At 44.8% G+C, this 16,057-nt stretch carries 14 protein-coding genes; 2 read left to right on the top strand and 12 right to left on the bottom strand.

What is annotated here, in order from left to right:
• Nucleotides 1-5 precede the first annotated feature (5 nt).
• Together ACQZ43_RS06275 and ACQZ43_RS06270 are read right to left on the bottom strand one after the other, a co-directional pair.
• On the bottom strand, nucleotides 6-3,254 hold the full coding sequence (locus ACQZ43_RS06275) for a SusC/RagA family TonB-linked outer membrane protein (RefSeq protein ID WP_430615621.1): 3,249 nt from the start codon (nucleotides 3,252-3,254) through the stop codon (nucleotides 6-8).
• Nucleotides 3,255-3,379: 125 nt separating this feature from the next.
• Nucleotides 3,380-5,272 carry a S8/S53 family peptidase gene (locus ACQZ43_RS06270; RefSeq protein ID WP_430615103.1) on the bottom strand — a complete coding sequence of 631 codons (1,893 nt, stop codon included), beginning with the start codon at nucleotides 5,270-5,272 and terminating at the stop codon, nucleotides 3,380-3,382.
• Nucleotides 5,273-5,341: 69 nt separating this feature from the next.
• Here ACQZ43_RS06270 and ACQZ43_RS06265 point away from each other — a divergent pair, with 69 nt between their 5' ends.
• Nucleotides 5,342-5,941, top strand: a complete 600-nt coding sequence (locus tag ACQZ43_RS06265; protein WP_430615102.1) for a ribonuclease HII — start codon at nucleotides 5,342-5,344, stop codon at nucleotides 5,939-5,941.
• 89 nt (nucleotides 5,942-6,030) lie between these two features.
• On the opposite strand, the gene lipB is transcribed toward ACQZ43_RS06265, so the two are convergent.
• Nucleotides 6,031-6,732 (bottom strand): lipoyl(octanoyl) transferase LipB, encoded by a 702-nt coding sequence (gene lipB, locus ACQZ43_RS06260; RefSeq protein ID WP_430615101.1) that lies wholly within the window; start codon nucleotides 6,730-6,732, stop codon nucleotides 6,031-6,033.
• A 9-nt stretch (nucleotides 6,733-6,741) separates the two neighbouring features.
• Nucleotides 6,742-6,900: a YqaE/Pmp3 family membrane protein gene (locus ACQZ43_RS06255; RefSeq protein WP_430615100.1), complete on the bottom strand. Its 159-nt coding sequence runs from the start codon at nucleotides 6,898-6,900 to the stop codon at nucleotides 6,742-6,744.
• A 283-nt stretch (nucleotides 6,901-7,183) separates the two neighbouring features.
• Between ACQZ43_RS06255 and lysS the strand changes: the two genes are divergently transcribed.
• Nucleotides 7,184-8,884, top strand: a complete 1,701-nt coding sequence (gene lysS, locus ACQZ43_RS06250; RefSeq protein WP_430615099.1) for a lysine--tRNA ligase — start codon at nucleotides 7,184-7,186, stop codon at nucleotides 8,882-8,884.
• A 58-nt stretch (nucleotides 8,885-8,942) separates the two neighbouring features.
• Here the strand turns inward: lysS and ACQZ43_RS06245 are convergent, their stop codons facing one another.
• The 8 genes from ACQZ43_RS06245 to ACQZ43_RS06210 form a co-directional block, all read right to left on the bottom strand.
• Nucleotides 8,943-9,893 carry a transporter gene (locus tag ACQZ43_RS06245; protein ID WP_430615098.1) on the bottom strand — a complete coding sequence of 317 codons (951 nt, stop codon included), beginning with the start codon at nucleotides 9,891-9,893 and terminating at the stop codon, nucleotides 8,943-8,945.
• A 53-nt stretch (nucleotides 9,894-9,946) separates the two neighbouring features.
• Nucleotides 9,947-10,966 (bottom strand): cytochrome-c peroxidase, encoded by a 1,020-nt coding sequence (locus ACQZ43_RS06240; protein ID WP_430615097.1) that lies wholly within the window; start codon nucleotides 10,964-10,966, stop codon nucleotides 9,947-9,949.
• A gap of 86 nt (nucleotides 10,967-11,052) precedes the next feature.
• Entirely contained in the window at nucleotides 11,053-11,886 is an 834-nt protein-coding gene (locus ACQZ43_RS06235) for an MbnP family protein (RefSeq protein WP_430615096.1), read from the bottom strand.
• Nucleotides 11,887-11,970: 84 nt separating this feature from the next.
• Complete coding sequence (locus tag ACQZ43_RS06230) at nucleotides 11,971-12,345, bottom strand: hypothetical protein (RefSeq protein ID WP_430615095.1); 375 nt, start codon at nucleotides 12,343-12,345, stop codon at nucleotides 11,971-11,973.
• A 93-nt stretch (nucleotides 12,346-12,438) separates the two neighbouring features.
• Nucleotides 12,439-13,314: a helix-turn-helix domain-containing protein gene (locus tag ACQZ43_RS06225; protein WP_430615094.1), complete on the bottom strand. Its 876-nt coding sequence runs from the start codon at nucleotides 13,312-13,314 to the stop codon at nucleotides 12,439-12,441.
• Nucleotides 13,315-13,409: 95 nt separating this feature from the next.
• On the bottom strand, nucleotides 13,410-13,787 hold the full coding sequence (locus tag ACQZ43_RS06220; RefSeq protein WP_430615093.1) for a hypothetical protein: 378 nt from the start codon (nucleotides 13,785-13,787) through the stop codon (nucleotides 13,410-13,412).
• A 127-nt stretch (nucleotides 13,788-13,914) separates the two neighbouring features.
• Nucleotides 13,915-15,198: a glutamate-1-semialdehyde 2,1-aminomutase gene (hemL, locus tag ACQZ43_RS06215; protein ID WP_430615092.1), complete on the bottom strand. Its 1,284-nt coding sequence runs from the start codon at nucleotides 15,196-15,198 to the stop codon at nucleotides 13,915-13,917.
• Nucleotides 15,198-16,055: a glucosaminidase domain-containing protein gene (locus ACQZ43_RS06210; protein ID WP_430615091.1), complete on the bottom strand. Its 858-nt coding sequence runs from the start codon at nucleotides 16,053-16,055 to the stop codon at nucleotides 15,198-15,200. The genes hemL and ACQZ43_RS06210 overlap by 1 nt, the downstream gene beginning before the upstream one ends.
• Nucleotides 16,056-16,057 lie beyond the last annotated feature (2 nt).

Raw genomic sequence — 16,057 nt, 5'->3', positions numbered from 1 at the left:
ATCGATTAAAAAGTTAGATTCACCCCAAAAGTATAAGTCCTTGGCGTTACATAAGCGTTTAACAATCGACCGTCAAACGTCTGTTGTGGATTCATGCCGTTGCGCTTGGTGAAGGTCGCAAGGTTTTCAACGCCAAAATTCAGTGCCATACCGGTCATTCCCAATTTTTTCATCAAATCGCCAGGCATATCATAACTCAGGCTGACGTTTTTGATTACCAAATACGACGCGTCTTTTAACCAGCGGTCTGAGGTTGCTCCATTGGTATAGGTCGCTGTAGCGAAATTTGCAATTGGAGTTCCGTTGGGGTCGATACGGTTGGGTGAATCAATCGTCATTCCTTGAGGAGCACCGCTCCACGAATTTAGGATATCCTTATGCAAAGCAGAGGGCGATGCGGTTACCGACATTAAATCACTGTATGAATAATCGTATACCTTACCCCCCAAACTATAAGTGAACAGTGCCGATAGGGTAAATCGCTTATATGATAACGTGGTATTAAAAGACCCTTCTACATCTGAAAACGGATTGCCCGAATGCTCTCTCTTCGCATAAGTGATGTAATTGGTGTAGTTTTCTCCGTTGATGTGTACTAAATTCCCCTCGGGTACAGACTCCTTATTCGGCGCAGAACCCGCTACATTATAACGTTGGTCGTCTACCTTGTAAAGTGCCTGTCCATTCATCTGATCCACACCCACATATTGGTACAGGTAGTATTCATAGATACTCTTTCCTTCGTCTCTTTTAAAAATGCCGTCGATAATTCCATTTACCCGGTTTTGCTCGGGTAATTTTTCAATTTTATTCTTTAACCAAGTAGCATTAGCCCCGATATTCCATCTAAAATTTTCATTGCGTATCACATCTACATCAATGCTCAGCTCGATTCCCTTATTGGAAATACTTCCGACATTACTGGTAATTACAGACCCCGCACTTCCAAGATCCGTAGAACCGTTGGACAGGGGCTGACTCAGATTAAACAACAAATTCTTAGAGCGCTTATCGAAATACTCTGCGGTAAGATTCACTCGATCGAAAAATCGAGCCTCAATGGCACCACCAAAAGAAGAAGAGGTTTCCCATTTCAAATGTTCATTTCCATTTTGAGATTTATACAGCGCTGCTGCGCCTCCATTTTTGGCTACGGCATAAAGGTCTTGGTAGGCATACCAACTCGCTCCTTGGTCATTCCCCACTTCCCCATAGGAAGCGCGAACCTTTAAGTCGTCTATAAAGGGAACTTTAAAGAAGTTTTCACGAGAAATCATCCAGCTTCCTCCCACCGACCAGAAATTCCCCCAGCGGTTATCGGCAGAAAACTTAGAAGAACCATCGCGTCTAAACGAGGCTTCTAAAAAATACCTGTTGGCATAGTTATACTTTAGTCGAGACAAATAGCCCTCTGTTCGATATATATTTGTATAATCATAGAGGTTGGTCATATCGTTGAAGTTAATCAACTCGGGCATGCCTGCAAAATTTTGATCGGCTTTCATCGCATACAGGTAACTGTATTCGGTACTGAAATTCTCATGTCCCAACAAGGCTTGAAAATGGTGATCTCCAAAGCTCTTTTCCCAGTTTAACAACTGCTGCCCGGTATAGGTTTTATAACGGTAGGTAGCTCTTCTCGCCCGACCATTGGTGCCCGAACCATCGCCGATAATCGCATTTTCATAGCGGCGCTCTTCCGAATTTTGAACGCTTAAATCGCCGCGTATCGTAAAGGTAAAATCGTTTAAGAATTTAATATCCGCATAGACCTGACCGTTTAAGGTATTTCTGATTGTTTCGATTTGATTCAAATCATTCTCCCAAACCACGTGTCTACCGGCAAATTGTGTTCTGGAGGTTTCTCCATTGTCGTAGATCTTATTGCCCTTTTCATCGAGTACGAAGGCACCGGTTTTTGGATCGTGCAAATGCACGGGATATATAGGCGATATTCTTCGGGCGTACATAAATGGATTGACAAAACTGTTGGAATCCCCTCTATTTCCCGGTACTCCTAAACTCTCTTGATGAGAGCCCGCCAAATTGGTACCGACTTTTAACCAGTCATTCACTTGATAATCGGCATTGACACGCCCGGTAAGTCGTTTGAAATCGGAATTTTTAAAATATCCCTCATTGTTTAGTATACCTGCCGAAAAGAAAGCCCCCCCTCGATCACTTGAAACACGTCCACTGGCGTTTATATCTTGGAAATATCCCATTCTCTCGATGGGTTTATACCAATCCAGGTCTCCTGCGTATCCGTCCATAATCTTGGCGTCGGAGCGCAATCGTCCATTTTCAAAGAGTTGGTCTGCCGGTAAATTATAGATGTTCAATTGAAGTACATCGCTAATCAGGGTTTGATTGGCCAACTGCGATGCTTGTCCCAAATCCACCTTATCGGTAATCAGACTGTTGCGGTAGCCCGTCCACATGATATTCATAAAGTCATCCGGCCCCACTCGATTGTATTCGTTGACCCCGCGATTGTACAGTCCCTGTTTGATATTGACGTTAAAAAAGCCGTCTTGTCCTTTTGAAGCCTTTTTGGTCGTGATCAGGATGACTCCATTCGAAGCCCTGTTACCATAAAGGGTCGTAGAAGAGGCATCTTTCAATACCGACATACTCTCGATATCGGAAGGATTAATATCCGATATGTTTCCGCCATAAGGTACCCCGTCAACTACATACAATGGGGAATTGGCATCTACGCCATTAACGTTACCCCTAAGTGACGAAAAACCACGGATGCGAACCTCGGGCTCCGAACCCGGCTGCCCCGAAGTATTGTTTACCTGAACTCCAGCCGAAGATCCTTCCAGGGCACCCAAAACGTTGGTAGAGGGTCTTTTGGCAATATCTTCGCTGCGAACCATGGATATGGCACCGGTTACCGATTCCTTGGAGGCGGTACCATAGGCAACGACCACGACCTCGTCTAACATGGCGTCATCTGCCGTCATCACTACGTCAAGTACAGCAGCAGTCCCCACTGTTTTCGTCAGATCTTTTTGACCGATAAAAGAAAAAGTCAATATATCTCCTTGCTTCACCTTAAGTGAATACTTTCCATCCAAATCGGTTTGAGTACCGATCTGCGTTCCTTTAATTATGACGGAGACTCCAGGTAATGGAATCCCAGCCTCGGAAACAACTCCCGTAAGAATCTTTTCTTGCGCGATGGAATACTGCACAGAAAAAATCAAGATTACTACAATCGTAATCCATTTAAACGTTGCTTTCATCATAGAATTAAATTAGTTAGTCTAACAAACCTAATAAAATTTTGTCAGAAAAAACCATTTTAACAGATGATAACTAAGAATAACACACCAAATACACCTTATTTAATAATTAATTATTAAATATTTTAAGTTTTTATTAAATTAAAAACCTTAACAAAACCTAATTTATTAAATTTTAAAAAATAAACTCCCGGTTTTAACGTCGAAACATTAATTTTGCCAATTGTGATTCTGTCCGCTACTAAACTATTGATTTGCAGCACATTTTTTCCATTCGTATCGTAAATTTGCACTTTTCCACCATTGAGATCCATCTCTCCCATCGAGATACTCAGGTAGTCACTGGCGGGATTGGGCCAGATTCGAGCGCCCTGATTGAATTCCGTCTTATTTTGCGCTACTTTGTCGAAACCTGAAATCAAAAGGGAATACGCTTGCTCGCCGGAAAACAATTTTTTAGCATGCGTTACTTTGACGGTATATTCTCCCCGTTCCGGATTGGGTATTTCTATTTTTTCGATATTATCCACATCATTAATCCCTTTTTCTGCCAAGGGGTTTGCTCTGTTTTTTTGCAGTCTCCACGGATAATACACATTTCCGTCCTTTTGCATCACAACATTTAAATCGTTGACTAAATCGGGCGTGGCATCGTCGGTTTTACCCAATTTGATTTCGCCCTCACTATCGGTCCACGCCATGGTGAGCACCAATTTATCGGTGGGCTCGCTCAGCTGTATGGTATAGGTGTTTTCCTCGCCTTGTCCAAGGATGCTTTCCTGCATAAAATCGCGGCCTTGTTCCGCATTGGCCGACTTTAAAAAGCGCACACCTTGGACGGCATTGAGCAGTCCCCATCCGAATTGATGATCGGGTCCGTCAAACGGACCGGCCTCATCTGCAGTATGCGCCATCAGCGCACGTATACTAGCCGAAGTGAGCGCTTTAGTCTGATTGTGTAGATTTCCATAATATTGCTGCCACAAGGCGAAAACCGCCGTAACCGCCGGTGCCGCCATCGAGGTACCGCTTAAAGTACCGTAACTCGTTTCCGTATCTTCCGTAGTGGAATAGACCCCCAATCCCAATGCGGCAATGTCTGGCTTGATTCTGAAGTCGTCGGTGGGTCCCCAATTGCTAAAATCGGTCATCACTACATCTTTTGGACCTTGGTACTTAAACACGGGGTAAATCGCTGCAACGACCACGGCATTTTTAGCCACGGCCATAGCGGTAAGCAGATCAGTACCCTCTTTAGTCGGATTGTATTCCATGTACTTTCTTCGATCATTACCGGCCGCCACTACCGGCTGATAATACTTCATCGCATAGGTTAATGCATCGAGTCCTTGAGTAGTTTTGGTATATGCCCCAAAATAATACAGGGGCAGATCTGCGGGATCCACGCCATACGAATGATTGGAAACCAAAAGACCTTGCCCCGCCAGCCGAATCATTTTCTCCAAATCGTCTTTCCAGTTGCTTACCCATAAGTGCGCACGTGGAGCCAATCCCTGCCCTCTTGATTGTTGGCTACCCTCGGAAACCAGGGTTCCGCTAACATGAGTGGCATGTCTGGTAATATTGCCAACCGTACTTTCGTCTTTCACCGTTATTTTACCCAAAAGATCGACGTGATCCAATCTTGGAATACCAGCATCCCAAGCACCAATAATCATGCCCTCTCCATTTAAATCCAGCCCTTCACTGCCTCCAGAATTAACATCGTTAACCCGCACCGTAACTGCTGATACGCGATTGTTGGCTTTGTAATACACATCGTTGCCCAAAGCATCTACTTCTATCCACAACCTGTTCTCATCAAATGCTTGTGAACTGCCTTTGGAGTGCTGCATCGGCGGCACCCGTTTATATTGTTTTATAAGCGCATCTATACGCTCTTTGTTATACTCTCGACTAATCGTATTGCGCAGCGATTGGGATTGACTGAACGACCACTGTGCACCGAGAAGCAAAAAACTCGAAATGCTCATTTTAATAATCGAGACGTACTTCATGACACTTATATTTAATTGTTTTTATTAATTTTACCTTCTAAAAGTAAACAAGTCTAAATTAGATTCAAAATGTTACTATCAAACTTTTCCGGAAACCTCATCGAAGCCGGCACAGACGAAGCCGGACGGGGATGTATTGCCGGTCCGGTAACGGCAGCCGCGGTAATTTTGCCTTTCGACTTCCAACACGACATCCTTACCGATTCCAAAAAAATCACGGAGAAGATGCGGTACTCCCTACGCGAAGTTGTAGAACAGCAGGCCCTTTCATTTAGCGTACATCACCTAGACGAAGCGGTAATCGACGAAATCAACATCTTAAACGCTTCGATTAAAGCCATGCAATTGTCGTTAGCGGACCTCAACCCGCCACCTCAGTTCATCATTGTCGACGGCAATCGCTACTACCCGACCAACGACATTCCCTTTCAATGCATCGTCAAAGGCGATATGAAATACCTCAGTATTGCAGCGGCTTCTATCTTGGCCAAAACCTATAGAGACGACTATATGAACCGCATACACGAGGAATTCCCGATGTACAACTGGAAGAAAAACAAGGGTTATCCCACCAAAGAACACCGCGATGCCATTCGCGCATTCGGCCCCTGCAAATACCACCGCACTAGCTTTCGCCTACTGCCCGAGCAATTAAAACTAGACATTTAACCGTAGGTATAGTCCCCTAAAAAGCGTTTTAAAAAAAATCCGTTGCCCTACAGAGAAAGCAACGGATTTTTTACCGGATTAACGCGGTACTAGGACAGCATTTCTGCCGCGAATAATTCGGCGAAATAGTGCACTATTTTTCTTTTTACCTCTTCCTCATCTACTCGATCGACTCCCAATTCTACATTTAAGGAGGTCACGCCCTTACCGCGTATACCGCAGGGTATGATGTTGTCAAAATAACCCAAATCCGAGTTTACATTTAAGGCAAAGCCGTGCATGGTTACCCAGCGGGAAGCGCGCACGCCCAAAGCGCAAATCTTACGCGCAAAGGGAGTTCCCACTCCCAGCCAAACGCCGGTTTCCCCTTCGCTTCTACCGGATTCCAAACCGTAGTCTTTTAGGGTTAAAATCATCGACTCCTCTAAGAGTCGCAAGTATTTATGAATATCGCTAAAGAAGTTCTCCAAATCCAAAATCGGATACCCCACCACCTGCCCAGGGCCGTGGTAGGTAATGTCTCCTCCTCTATTTATTTTATAAAACGTAGCGCCTTTCTCTTCGAGCTGCTTCTCACTGAGCAACAGGTTTTCAAAATCGCCACTCTTGCCCAAAGTATATACATGTGGATGCTCCACAAATAAGAAGTAATTTTTTGTCTCCTCTTGTTTCTCCTCTCTTCTATTGGAGATTTTGGTATCGATAATACCCTGAAACAATTCTTCTTGATAGGTCCAGGTATCTTTATAATCCCGATGTCCCAAATCGATTAATTGCACTTTTTTATTCATTTTACTCGCTTATCTATTTGGATTATTCAAAATAATCAAAGCAGCTATTACACCGGGAACCCAGCCAAATACAGTTAAGATAGCCACAATAACCACCGAACCACAGCCCTTGTCCAACACGGCCAAAGGAGGAAGAAAAATTGCTAATATCACCCGCCAAAATCCCATAAGAAACCGCTTTATTAAATTATTTATATACGAACCAAGCCCATTTATACTTTTACAAAGTACGGTATTTTTTGTAAGAATCTCCGCGAATCCACTTAATTATTTTTTATACAACATCCCCTTCAAGCGGTAGCAGCTCTCGGGATAAAAATGCCCAAACCCGTCTTAAACCCCAAGGGGATTGCGCTAAAAATTTCGCGTATAATCCGTTCATTTATAGCTTTACAATTGCCTCGACATCAAATTATAACTATATTTGTCGCCTTTATATAAATAGACTATTATGCAACTTTCAGAACAAGAAATCATTCGAAGAGACAAGTTGGGCAAATTAAAAGAGCTCGGCATTAATCCGTATCCCGCTAACCTATTTGCTGTTGACCACACATCGAAGCAGATTAAGGCAGATTTCGAAGAAGGAAAGAAGGTTGTCGTAGCTGGTCGATTGATGTCGTCCCGCATACAGGGAAAAGCTTCTTTCGCAGAGATTCAAGACAGTGAAGGTCGCATACAGGTATACATCAACAGAGATGAAATTTGTACAGGAGAAGATAAAACCCTGTACAACGAGGTGTTTAAAAAACTCATCGACTTGGGCGATATCGTGGGCATCGAAGGCGAATTGTTTACTACACAAGTGGGCGAAAAAACCCTGCGCGCCAAAACACTCACCCTATTGAGCAAATCGTTGCGCCCTTTGCCATTGCCAAAAACCGATGCAGACGGACAGACTTTTGACGCTTTTACCGATCCGGAATTGCGCTATAGAATGCGTTATGTGGATTTGGTAGTCAACCCGATTATCAAGGAAACCTTTGTAAAGCGAACCAAGTTGTTTAACGCCATGCGCGCTTATTTTAATGAAGCGGGTTATATGGAGGTAGAAACACCGGTTTTGCAACCGATACCCGGTGGTGCAGCGGCCCGTCCGTTTATCACCCACCACAATTCCTTAGACATGCCGCTCTATATGCGAATTGCCAATGAATTGTACTTAAAACGCCTCATTGTAGGTGGTTTTGACGGGGTTTATGAGTTTTCTAAAAACTTCCGAAATGAAGGTATGGATCGCACACATAATCCAGAATTTACCGTGATGGAAATCTACGTGGCGTATAAGGATTATCACTGGATGATGGATTTCACCGAAAACCTATTAGAGCATTGTGCCCTTGCCGTAAATGGAAAAACGGAAACGGTATTTGGCGAACATACAATCAATTTTAAAGCGCCTTTTAAACGCATTACCATGGCGGCTTCTATACAGGAGTTTACCGGGTTTGACATTACGGGAAAATCGGAAGACGAAATCAGAGCTGCCGCATTGGGCATGGGTATTGCCGTCAACGAAACCATGGGTAAAGGCAAGTTAATCGATGAGATTTTCGGCGAAAAATGCGAGGGCAATTACATACAACCGACCTTTATTACCGACTATCCGGTTGAAATGTCTCCGCTGACGAAAATACATCGCGATAATCCCGAGCTGACCGAACGCTTTGAATTGATGATTTGCGGAAAGGAAGTGGCTAATGCGTATTCAGAATTAAACGACCCCATCGATCAGCGCGTGCGTTTTGAAGCGCAAATGGCCCTGTCTGAACGAGGCGATGACGAGGCGATGTTTATCGACCAAGACTTCTTAAGAGCCTTGGAATACGGTATGCCTCCGACTTCTGGTTTGGGCATTGGCATGGATCGTTTGATTATGTTTTTAACCAACAATCCTTCAATCCAAGAGGTTTTATTCTTCCCGCAAATGCGCGCAGAAAAAACCACGCCAAGCGTAGAACTCACGGAAGACGAGAAAGCGATTATCGATATACTCGTTCAAAACGACAACAAAGTCGAGCTCAACGAACTCAAAAGTCAATCGGGCTTAAGCGGTAAAAAATGGGATAAAGCGATGAAATCACTCGCCCAACACCACTTGACTTCGGTGATTACCGAAGACGAGGTCAAAAAAGTGACCTACCTCGCTTAGCGATTATATGATATATGATAAAAAGCCTGTTTTGACGTGTCAAAACAGGCTTTTTCCTTTATAAGCTGTAATTGAGATGGACGCTCCATCTCGATTGAGCCTCCACTTTTCCTCCGGTCAAATTTTGAGCAATCGGCAACAGCGCGGTTGCTCCAACCGAGAACCGCCCGTAACCGACTTCCGCTCCTAGCTTTCCAAAAAGCACATCGCCTCGGGTATCTTTGACCGCTTCTTTATACGATAAATTGCTGGCAAAAACCTCTCCGGCTATCCCCAACTGCGGCACCCACGTTGTTTTGCCCTGCACCCAACGATAAAAACCGGTTGAGGCATAACTCCATTGATTCCCGAATTGGTAATGTTGGTTGTTTTCATTCTTAAAGGTATAGCTCAACATCGACTGCCAGCCGACATTTTGATATTTTAGGGTGTATTCGGCCGTTAGCAAAAAATCCCAACTTCCGGTTCCCACTTGAAAACTCGGATTAACACTGCCGTTTTGATCGGCCTTATATTGACCGGTAGGCATTTTGACGCCACCTCCCACTTGCAATTCTTGACCGAATCCCATCTGGTCTGAATCGGACTTGATCAATCCGTAAAAGCCCAATACGGTGACATCGCCTAAACCGCTGATCTTTTGAGCACCGGAGGTCTTTTGACTGTCGTGCATTTGATAGGGCAATAAAAGCGAAACCTGCCAACGCCTAGACAAGGGAATCTTGGCCCACAGCTGTACGGTATTGAAATGCTCATCGATCCAAGGCGAATCGTTGTACAAGCCGTCTTTGCTCTTGTAGTATTGATAAAAATAACGAATACCGACAAAATTCTGATCCAAGATGGAGCTGTAACCCAAGCCACCGCCATTTGCAGAACATCCACAGGCATCGCAATCATCCTCCCATTCATAAATTGGCCGTACGTCCGTTAAAGCCGCATCGCAAACGCCATGCGCCTCGGCCGGACAAAAGCCGAGTAGCCCCAGTACTATTAGTATTTTTTTCATCTAATTGGTTGTTGTTCGTTAAAAACGCTATCGCTCTTTATCGGTCGATAGCCTTAGGTCTTTTCATAAAACTTCGGATTTTCCATATACTTCGGGTCGGTCAATGTCTTTAGAAAAGCGATTAAATCCGCTTTGTCTTGAGGAGACAGCGCTATACCCACCACGGGGTTTTTCATGAGCAAGGGGTCTAAATTTTCAGACAAGAGCACGCCATGCGTATAGAAATCCAAAACGGACTGCAGCGATCCAAAGCGCCCGTCGTGCATATAGGGAGCGGTGACTTCCACATTCCGCAAACTCGGTACTTTAAACTTGTAACGGTCGTTCGGGCTTCCGGAAACCAATTCCCTTCCCCAATCGTCTACGCGCGGATTTGGCGGTAGTCCATTATTTCTAAACGAGTGGTCGGTAAACAAATCCGTAGCGTGACAGGAAGCGCAATGCTGATTAAACAACTGCTGCCCCTTGCCCTCCGAGGCACTAAATGCCGCGCCGCCTTCGCTGCGCACCACGCGATCGTATTTCGAATCGGCAGAAACCATCAGCGTCATAAATTGCGCTAGGGCCTTGAGCATATTGCCCGCAGAAACCGCCTGGTCTGGAAAGGCTGCGCCAAACAATCTGACATAGGTTTTATCGGCCTGTAGCTTTTCCAAAATAGCGGGAAGACTTTCGTTCATCTCCACGGGATTGTGTATAGGCACGATTGCCACCATTTCCAGATTGCTGGAAGCGCCATCGTAGAAATACTCCGATTGAAAGGCGAGATTTTGAATGGCAGGGGTGTTTCTATTGCCGATTAGGTCGTCCACGCCATGGCTCAAGTCGTGCCCGTGATGGGTAAACGCAAAAGCCTGCTCGTGACAAAAGGAACAGGACACTATGCCATTCGACGACAGCCGCCCGTCATAAAAGAGTTTTCTCCCCAGTTCAAAGCCTTTTTCCGTCAATGGATTATGGGTAAATCGGTAGGTTAAATCCGGGAAATTGGCAGGTGCTTCAAAGGCAATCGGCGCATTGATTTCCTGATATGCGCCTTCATCGGTAGCGCAGGAAGTCAAAAAGAACCCCATCAGACCTAGCCAGCTGTATGCGCTTGCTCTCCGATAGAAAGGGAAAGCTCGCGACGAGCTTTCTCCTTTATTTATCCCAGTCCTCATTAGTTCGCATGCGATTGTCCGTCGTTGTGCACGTGGTCAATGACAAACATTTTGGTTGCGTTCTCCATGATTTTTGGCGCTTTTTCGGCGCTCACCATAATTACGGCTGTCGTTCCCGTGGGGTTTAAAGCCTCGGTGAGTTTTAATTTGTGGATGCCATCCAAGATTAGATTGCCGTCGACCAAGAAGTGTACATTGGGTTTTAAGTCTGCCCGAACGCGTGCTGTAGAAGGGAAATCCAGTTCCAATTCCCGATAGTTATCCAAGGCCTTACCGTGGCTTCCTATGTGAATCTTAAATTCCCTTTTTTCCGCGCTGTCCGCCGTGCGGAAAACCCCTTCTAAGTTGATAAATTTATAACCGGTAATCCAAGACCAGGTCATGTTGTGCAAGGCTGCCAAATCCCAAAAGGCCTGTTGTTCTTGCTCGCCTTCCAAATAGCGCTTTTGATCCACGCCCAGACCAAAGCGAATTTTCTTGTAGTTGCCGCTCGGTATGGCTTTTAATTGGATGGTAAATTGGCTTTTTTCCGAATCCACGATAAAATAGCCCATCTCTTTGGGATAATCTATGACCGCACCCCGATCATCGATGAGGCTGATGTTGCTGATGATGTAATTAAAGCGCGAAATGCTTAGGGTTTCCATTTGGCTATTGGTATGGGAAGAGACCTCCAAAATGAGTTTATCGCCCTTAAAGGTATGGTCAAAAAACAGCTCCATGTTTCCCGTACCCGCCAAGGCACCGTGGTCTGCGCTGTCGTCGGAAGCGCAAGAAGCAAAGGACAAAAGGGCTATTACAGCCGCAAATAGATATAAAATAGGTTTTCTCATCACTTAAAATTTCAGTTAAAACAATTCAATTAGCGGGCGCTCCGACGCGTAAAAAACGCTCAGAGACACCAATTATACTGTAAATTAAGTGCGTAATGATGGGGGTTCGAACACGCCCGAAACCCAAAGAAATGTATAGTTATTGGGAGAGCAAAGATCTAATGTAGGCGCTTCCCAACTGTCGAAATACGGGATACTATCGGTCGTGAGCGTAGAAATAAATGCGATATCCACAGGAGGCTGACTTAGCTTTTTAGCCGTTGAAAACGGATTTTCCGTATCGACGCTTTTGCCCATCTCCTTCATCAAGTGACATTTTCCATGGCACTCCAATTCGGGTTTATCGAGGTTTTCACAAAGCACAGTTGTGATGTAGTCATAGTTATACACATACTCAAACACCGGAAATACAGGTTTGAGCAACATGATAAATACGATAATCAAATAGGCTTTTTTCACGGTACTAAATTAGTTTTAATCATTGTTTTGGCAGCGGATTTACCACGGTAAACCCCTGTGTTTTCCCCCTTAGCAAAACAGATAGATTGAATTTCAAAGTCGCTGTTGGCGCTTTCGATAGGCCTCGGGTGTAAAACCGGTATTCTTTTTAAAAAAGGTCACAAAATACGAGGCGTTTTCAAAGTGGAGCTCGTCGGAGATTTCATTGATGTTTAAAGGGGTGTACTCCAGCAACCGCTGAGCTTCAAGCACCACTCGACGACGGATTAGTTCACCGGCTGTCACCCCTCTTTCGCGCTTGCAAATCTTATTGAGGTAATTCGGTGACAGATGCAGCCTATCGGCGTAGAACGAGGGTGTTTTAGCTTGCTTAAAGTGCACTTCCACCAATTCCTCGAAATCAAACATTCTCTTGGATTTGGCTTCTAGCGACAAGGAATTCCCTTCCCCAGCCATGGCCTTAGCGCGTTCCAATTCGAACAACACTATATTCAAATACGACCTCAACACGGCGATTTCGCATTTTGGCGTGGCGTGGAACTCGGATATCATCAACTCGAATACAGCCTGTATTTTTGCGCGGGTATGCTGCGGAATATCAAAAAAAGGTTTGGCCTCCAAATCCAGGCATTTAAACTTTCTCAGCACATTGTTGTGGTAACGCATCGAAAAGAAATTCTCGTCAAAACACACGAAAACCCCCTGTATCTCCTCCGAAAAGGAGAAGAGGTTATTTGTTCCGGGTTTTATCACCAGCACTTGACGGTGGTCCATAGCAATTTGATGGTGATCGGTGTGCACCGTTCCCCCACCCGAATCGACAAAGAGCAACATATAAAATGTCGTCTTAAAGTTTCGGAATAGCAAGGGGTATTCGGCTTCGAAATTTCGAAGCGAATCGGCATAAAAGGGCTCCCGATCTCCATTGAAATAATTGATATGGCAAACAGGTATAGACTTGGTTTGCATATTTAATTTATTTAATGAACACTAGTAAAAGCATAAAGAAGCTTTAACGCGTTACCGCATCCGAATCGCTATAAAAACAAAACGGTCGGATTGCGTTAAATCTGTGTTCTCCATAAAGGCGGTCGAAAAACCCCAGAAGTGTTTAACTTGAAATAGGTATTTAGATAGGTGGCAAATGGTTTTTTAAGGGAAAGCGGAGGCGCTAACCAAGCGAAGGCTTCTATCGGATTGACAAATAAAACGGCAAATTCGATGGGAGCACTTTTTTTAGGCGCGTGGATTTGTTGGTCCTCTTCCGCGGCATTGCCCAGTTCTTTCATCAGGTGGCATTTTCCATGGCATTCCAGCTCGGGTTTATCCCTATTGATACACAAGACCGTTGCTATATAATCATAGTCAATAAAATAGCTAACGACTGGAAAAACAGGTCGAAAAACGAGTAAAAAAGTCACTGTGAAAAAAACGGTTTTCATGGTGCAAAGATAGCATTTATTACGGATAGCACTAAGCGGTAATTGCAGCAATATTGCGCTGCAACACAAAACGAATCCGTCCATAAAAAAGGGCTAATGCGGTAACGCGTTAGCCCTTGTGGGTTGTTTATTTTTTGAATACGTCATTCACCGCAGCGATGGTAAAATCCAAATCCTCATAGGTTAATGCGTCTGTGATAAACCAGGTTTCATAAGACGATGGCGCAATGTATACGCCGCGTTTTAGCAAACCGTGGAAAAACGTTTTAAAGGTGTCGTTATCGCCTCTGCCCGCAGACTCGAAATCGAAAACCGCTTGACTGTCGAAGAAAACGGAGATCATCGATCCTATTCTATTGATGGTATGGGGCACTTCATTATTGGACAATACCTCGCGCATTCCCCTTTCTAAATAGGCGGTTTTGGCATCGAGGCGTTTATACAGATCGAAGTCGCTTTCAATGGATTGCAGCATGGCCAATCCCGCGGCCATAGCCAAGGGGTTTCCAGATAGGGTTCCCGCTTGATAAACCGGACCTATAGGCGCTAGATAATCCATGATTTCACGTCGGGCTGCAAAAGCGCCCACCGGTAGTCCACCACCGATTACCTTTCCAAAGGTTACGATATCTGCCGCTACACCAAACAACTCTTGTGCACCGCCGCGAGCCAAGCGAAACCCCGTCATTACCTCATCAAAGATCAACAGGGCACCGTGTTGGGTACACAGGTTGCGAAGGCCTTCTAAAAAGCCTTCATTAGGCAGTATACAGCCCATATTTCCCGCAACGGGCTCTATGATTAATGCGGCAATTTGATCGGGATTTGCTTCGAAAAGTGCTTTTACGCTATTTAGGTCGTTGTAGTTGGCCAACAAGGTGTCTTTTGCCGTTCCCTTGGTTACTCCAGGACTGTTCGGCGATCCAAAGGTTACTGCCCCACTTCCAGCTTGAATTAAAAACGAATCGGAATGTCCGTGGTAACAACCTTTGAACTTGATGATTTTTTCTCTATCGGTAAACCCCCTAGCCAATCGAATGGCGCTCATACAGGCTTCGGTACCCGAATTGACGAAGCGAATCTTATCGATATTCGGCACCATAGCCACAGCCAAGGCCGCTATGGTCGTCTCGATTTCTGTCGGCATTCCAAAAGAGGTACCCAATTGTGCCTTTTCCACTATCGCTTTCACTACGGGTTCATAGGCGTGGCCGAGAATCATCGGGCCCCAAGAATTGATGTAATCGATTAACTTATTCCCGTCTTCATCATACAAATATGCGCCAACCGCTTTCTTTACAAAAATCGGTGTTCCTCCCACGGATTTAAACGCTCTCACAGGAGAGTTAACACCACCTGGAATGACTTTTTCTGCTTCTGCAAAAAGCCGACTACTTCTTTGATATAACATTATTTGATTTTTAAGATTTGTCCGACTGAAATTTTATTGTCGGATAAATTATTTAATTTTTGCAATTCTGCAACCGTGACATTATAACGCTGGGATATGGAAAACAAGGTGTCTCCACCAGCAACTTTATACATGTTGTAATTGGCGCTACTTGCCTGTGAGGCAGCGGGAACCGATACCGCAACAGCCTTGTATTTACCGCCCAACACCTCTTCATCGAAATTAAACAATTGGTAGCGTTCAATCAGGCTGATTAGTTTTTCGGGATATCTGGGGTCGGTAGCATATCCGGCAGCGCGCAATCCCTTTGCCCAACCGACGTAATCGCCCTTGTCGAGATCAAACAACTTGGCATAGCGCCCGCGCTTGCTCAAAAACAGCGAATGATCGCGGTACGACTCCTCGGCGCTTCCATATTTTCGAAAGCACTCTTCTGGGGCATCGTCGTCGTGCCTCACGGATTCTCCGTCCCAGCCTTGGTGGCACTTGATTCCGAAGTGGTTGTTGGCCCGTTGACTCAAGGTACCCTGTCCAGAACCCGATTCCAGAACGCCTTGAGCCAAGGTGATACTCGCTGGAATTCCGTGTTCCGTCATGTTGTTTTTGGCAATGTCCTTATAACGCATGATGTACGCGCGAATCATATCGTTAGTCACGCTGAGTTTTGACGTAGCCTCTAAGGTTTCTACATAGCCCTTGTTTGCCGGTTTTATGGGCTTTTTATGCAATTTTGCCCGATAAGAAGCCTTGTTCATCAAGGTGGTTTCCCTAATTTTTTTCTTGGTCAGACTGCTCTTACTCGAACTGCAACTGATAAAAAAGGAAAGTATTACAACTAACAATACGCTTTTCCACATAA

The organism is Flavobacterium sp. JP2137 (genome assembly GCF_050562195.1).
Taxonomy (GTDB): domain Bacteria; phylum Bacteroidota; class Bacteroidia; order Flavobacteriales; family Flavobacteriaceae; genus Flavobacterium.
Note: the sequence above shows the minus strand (reverse complement) of the source record. Positions and strands in the feature narration are given on the sequence as shown.

Excerpts from the sequence above, each read along its gene's own strand:
- ACQZ43_RS06210 (WP_430615091.1), bottom strand. The coding sequence starts at position 16,055 with ATGTGGAAAAGCGTATTGTTAGTTGTAATACTTTCCTTTTTTATCAGT.
- ACQZ43_RS06270 (WP_430615103.1), bottom strand. The coding sequence starts at position 5,272 with ATGAAGTACGTCTCGATTATTAAAATGAGCATTTCGAGTTTTTTGCTT.
- ACQZ43_RS06240 (WP_430615097.1), bottom strand. The coding sequence starts at position 10,966 with ATGGGGTTCTTTTTGACTTCCTGCGCTACCGATGAAGGCGCATATCAG.
- ACQZ43_RS06265 (WP_430615102.1), top strand. The coding sequence starts at position 5,342 with ATGTTACTATCAAACTTTTCCGGAAACCTCATCGAAGCCGGCACAGAC.
- ACQZ43_RS06225 (WP_430615094.1), bottom strand. The coding sequence starts at position 13,314 with ATGCAAACCAAGTCTATACCTGTTTGCCATATCAATTATTTCAATGGA.
- ACQZ43_RS06275 (WP_430615621.1), bottom strand. The coding sequence starts at position 3,254 with ATGAAAGCAACGTTTAAATGGATTACGATTGTAGTAATCTTGATTTTT.
- ACQZ43_RS06220 (WP_430615093.1), bottom strand. The coding sequence starts at position 13,787 with ATGAAAACCGTTTTTTTCACAGTGACTTTTTTACTCGTTTTTCGACCT.
- ACQZ43_RS06255 (WP_430615100.1), bottom strand. The coding sequence starts at position 6,900 with ATGGGATTTTGGCGGGTGATATTAGCAATTTTTCTTCCTCCTTTGGCC.
- ACQZ43_RS06245 (WP_430615098.1), bottom strand. The coding sequence starts at position 9,893 with ATGAAAAAAATACTAATAGTACTGGGGCTACTCGGCTTTTGTCCGGCC.
- lysS (WP_430615099.1), top strand. The coding sequence starts at position 7,184 with ATGCAACTTTCAGAACAAGAAATCATTCGAAGAGACAAGTTGGGCAAA.
- hemL (WP_430615092.1), bottom strand. The coding sequence starts at position 15,198 with ATGTTATATCAAAGAAGTAGTCGGCTTTTTGCAGAAGCAGAAAAAGTC.
- ACQZ43_RS06235 (WP_430615096.1), bottom strand. The coding sequence starts at position 11,886 with ATGAGAAAACCTATTTTATATCTATTTGCGGCTGTAATAGCCCTTTTG.
- lipB (WP_430615101.1), bottom strand. The coding sequence starts at position 6,732 with ATGAATAAAAAAGTGCAATTAATCGATTTGGGACATCGGGATTATAAA.